The organism is Sulfitobacter sp., assembly GCF_041552635.1.
In the GTDB taxonomy this organism is placed as follows: Bacteria; Pseudomonadota; Alphaproteobacteria; order Rhodobacterales; family Rhodobacteraceae; genus Sulfitobacter.
Map to the genome: position 1 here is coordinate 1 of NZ_JBFEKM010000297.1, position 2,777 is coordinate 2,777.

Sequence of the window (2,777 nt, forward strand, 5' to 3'; positions counted from 1 at the left end):
CCGCATTGCAGACCTTCACCCGCCGAAAATGCTGCAAGATCTACAAATGGCCGGTCTGGTGAAGCTGCACCGCAGCGCTCGTCCACGAGGCGTACGTAAGGTTAGGGCCGTTCAATGCAACGAATATGAGCTCCAAAATTTGACAGCTTGATTGAATTCGGCCGCATAAAAGGCGGAAGCATGCTGCCCAAAAGCCGATGCCCGCAAGATCACCCAAGAAGAACATGAGGACGCACGCCAAGTGGCCCGCGATATTGCCAAGACAAAGCAATATGCGATCTCAATGCGGCTCCGCAAAAAGGTGGAAATGCTCTTCGCACACCTCAAACGCATCCTCGGGCTGGGACGCCTGCGATTACGTTGCCCATGCGGTGCAAATGACGAGTTTCTCCTCGCCGCAACCGCCCAGACGGTCACAGCTTGGAGGCTGTCGAGGCTCGTGTTCCAACATGGGGAAATTTGAAATCGATTGGTTCGAAAAAGCTTAGTCAAAGCGAGCTGGAGGCAATATCAAAAAAGCTGCTTGTCGCTGACGCACCATGTGAACAGGGTATGACGCTTACTACGTCGTTAGACGGAAACTTGGAAGCGTTTTGGGATAACGAGATATAGCTCGTGTCGTGTCCGCTTTGGGCTGGGACCGGTCATCCGGTTGGTCGCGCTGAAACCTGCAAAGTTAAGATTTGCGTGTAGCACCGCCGCAAGTCCGGTTTGAGCCCAATTTGACCGATGCTGCCACGCAGCGAGCCGCTGATTACTTTTCGCTTTCTAGCTAGCCAGCCCTATGACTGGCTAGCTAGAAAGTAGAGAGGGATTTTCATGGATTTTCAGGTTTGGCTGGCGTTTGTTGCTGCCTCAATAGCTCTTTTGCTCATTCCCGGACCGACGGTTCTGCTCGTTCTTAGTTATGCGATCAGCCAAGGGAAAAGGGTGGCCATTGCGACGGTCGGGGGCGGAGCTCTCGGCGACTTCATCGCAATGTCTGCATCATTGGCGGGCCTAGGGGCATTAGTTCTGGCTTCGGCGACGCTGTTCACTGTTCTAAAATGGGTCGGAGCTGTCTATCTCGTCTATATGGGGATCAAGCTTTTCCGTAGCGCTTCAACGGCTTCGCTCGATGATCTGGAGAAGGTTACAGAGACCAGCGCTTCAGGTGTCTTTGGTCACGCTACGGCATTGACCGCGCTGAATCCGAAATCTATCGTATTCTTTATTGCCTTCGTGCCGCAATTTGTTGTGGTGGACAGCCCGCTTCTGCCTCAGTTCGCAATTCTGGTCGTTACGTTCGTAGGTTTGGCAGCAATCAATGCCCTCGCATATGCACTCTTGGCAGATAAGCTACGCGCTAAAATTGCTAAGCCTTCAGTTTTGGCATGGTTCTCTCGTCTTGGCGGTAGTGCGCTAATTGCGATGGGCGTCAGGACGGCCGCATTCAAGCGGTCGCAATGAAGTTCACCTAAAGTCCGCTTTGCCCCGCATACCCGACTTCCACCGTATACTTCGCCAACGTCCGTTTTTCGGCGCTGCCCCGTTTATGTTTAATGCAACACTTAGCGATTCACCGCGATTTCGGCCCCATCGATCAGGCGCTCCGCCAATGTGCCTTGAGGGTTGAACTCCAGTTCCAGCTCATCTGACAGGTACAGGCGCATGAATTCCGCGTTTTCACCGACATAAGACGCCATCATTTTGGAATGATGGCGGGTGGCGAACAGTTTGCCCAATTCGAAGTTATCGACGCCTTCGTTGTTAAGCGACCGTCAGTTTCCGGGCTCCATGATCGGCGATTCCGTCGATCAGCAATTCGGGGATTCAGCAGAGACCAAAGCCGGCCCAAGCGATCAGCATCCCATCGCCCCGTACACCCTCAAGTGCTGCTTGCGCTGTATCGAATACCTTTTTTCACGTTGCAATCTCCTTCAAGCCGAGTATTGCGCGCGCCTGTCGCCAGTCCGCCACGGGCCGCTCGTATTTCTCGCACAGCTGCGCGGCGCGCGTCACAAGGGCGGCGTTCGATGGGGCCAGCGTGTCGCGATCAAGGCGGACGTTATCCTCAAGCCCTGTACGCGCATGCCCCCCCAATGAAATCGCCCAATCGTTCAGCGTAAACTGCTGCGCACCGATGCCTGCCGCGCACCACGGCGCATCGGCACCAAACAGACGGCGAACGGTGTGGATGTAGTAATCAAACACATCACGGTCCACGGGCATGGCGTTTTTCACACCCATGACAAACTGCACATAGGGCGTGCCCGCCAACTGGCCCTTGTCGGCCATGTCCTTGGCCTTGAGGATATGCGACAGATCAAATGCCTCGATCTCGGGCTTTACACCGTGCTCAAGCATCTGCGCCGCAAGCCAGTCTACCAAATCCGGCGGATTTTCATACACGCGGGTCGGAAAGTTGTTCGAGCCTACCGACAGCGACGCCATGTCAGGCGAGAGCGACAGCATGCCACCGCGCGTCTCTCCTGCGCCCGAGCGCCCACCCGTCGAGAACTGGATGATCATGCCGGGGCAATGTTTCTCCAGACCTTCCTTGAGGCGCGCGAATTTTTCGGGGTCAGAGGACGGTGTCTCGTCGGCGTTGCGCACATGGGCGTGGCAGATGGTGGCACCCGCCTCGAAAGCGGCGTGGGTGCTCTCAATCTGCTCGGATACGGTGACGGGCACTGCAGGGTTGCTGGCTTTGGTCGGTAATGATCCGGTGATTGCAACGCAGATGATGCAAGGGGTGTTCATTTGGCACCTGCCGCAGGCATACGCTTCAGCGCATC

At 55.6% G+C, this 2,777-nt stretch carries 2 protein-coding genes and 2 pseudogenes; 2 read left to right on the forward strand and 2 right to left on the reverse strand.

Annotated elements, in window-relative coordinates; genetic code table 11:
• Positions 1-181: 181 nt before the first annotated feature.
• Positions 182-463, forward strand: a pseudogene (locus tag ABYT07_RS20270) (transposase); the annotation flags it as partial.
• Positions 464-819: 356 nt separating this feature from the next.
• Positions 820-1,449 carry a LysE family translocator gene (locus ABYT07_RS20275; RefSeq protein WP_372993815.1) on the forward strand — a complete coding sequence of 210 codons (630 nt, stop codon included), beginning with the start codon at positions 820-822 and terminating at the stop codon, positions 1,447-1,449.
• A gap of 125 nt (positions 1,450-1,574) precedes the next feature.
• Here the strand turns inward: ABYT07_RS20275 and ABYT07_RS20280 are convergent.
• Both ABYT07_RS20280 and ABYT07_RS20285 read right to left on the reverse strand, forming a co-directional pair.
• Positions 1,575-1,848 (reverse strand): annotated as a pseudogene (locus ABYT07_RS20280) (CoA-transferase); the annotation flags it as partial.
• Positions 1,849-1,902: 54 nt separating this feature from the next.
• Positions 1,903-2,742: a 3-keto-5-aminohexanoate cleavage protein gene (locus tag ABYT07_RS20285; RefSeq protein ID WP_372993816.1), complete on the reverse strand. Its 840-nt coding sequence runs from the start codon at positions 2,740-2,742 to the stop codon at positions 1,903-1,905.
• Positions 2,743-2,777: the final 35 nt, after the last annotated feature.

Bases quoted from the DNA above. Each gene is read 5' to 3' on its own strand.
- ABYT07_RS20275 (WP_372993815.1), top strand. From the start codon at position 820: ATGGATTTTCAGGTTTGGCTGGCGTTTGTTGCTGCCTCAATAGCTCTT.
- ABYT07_RS20285 (WP_372993816.1), bottom strand. From the start codon at position 2,742: ATGAACACCCCTTGCATCATCTGCGTTGCAATCACCGGATCATTACCG.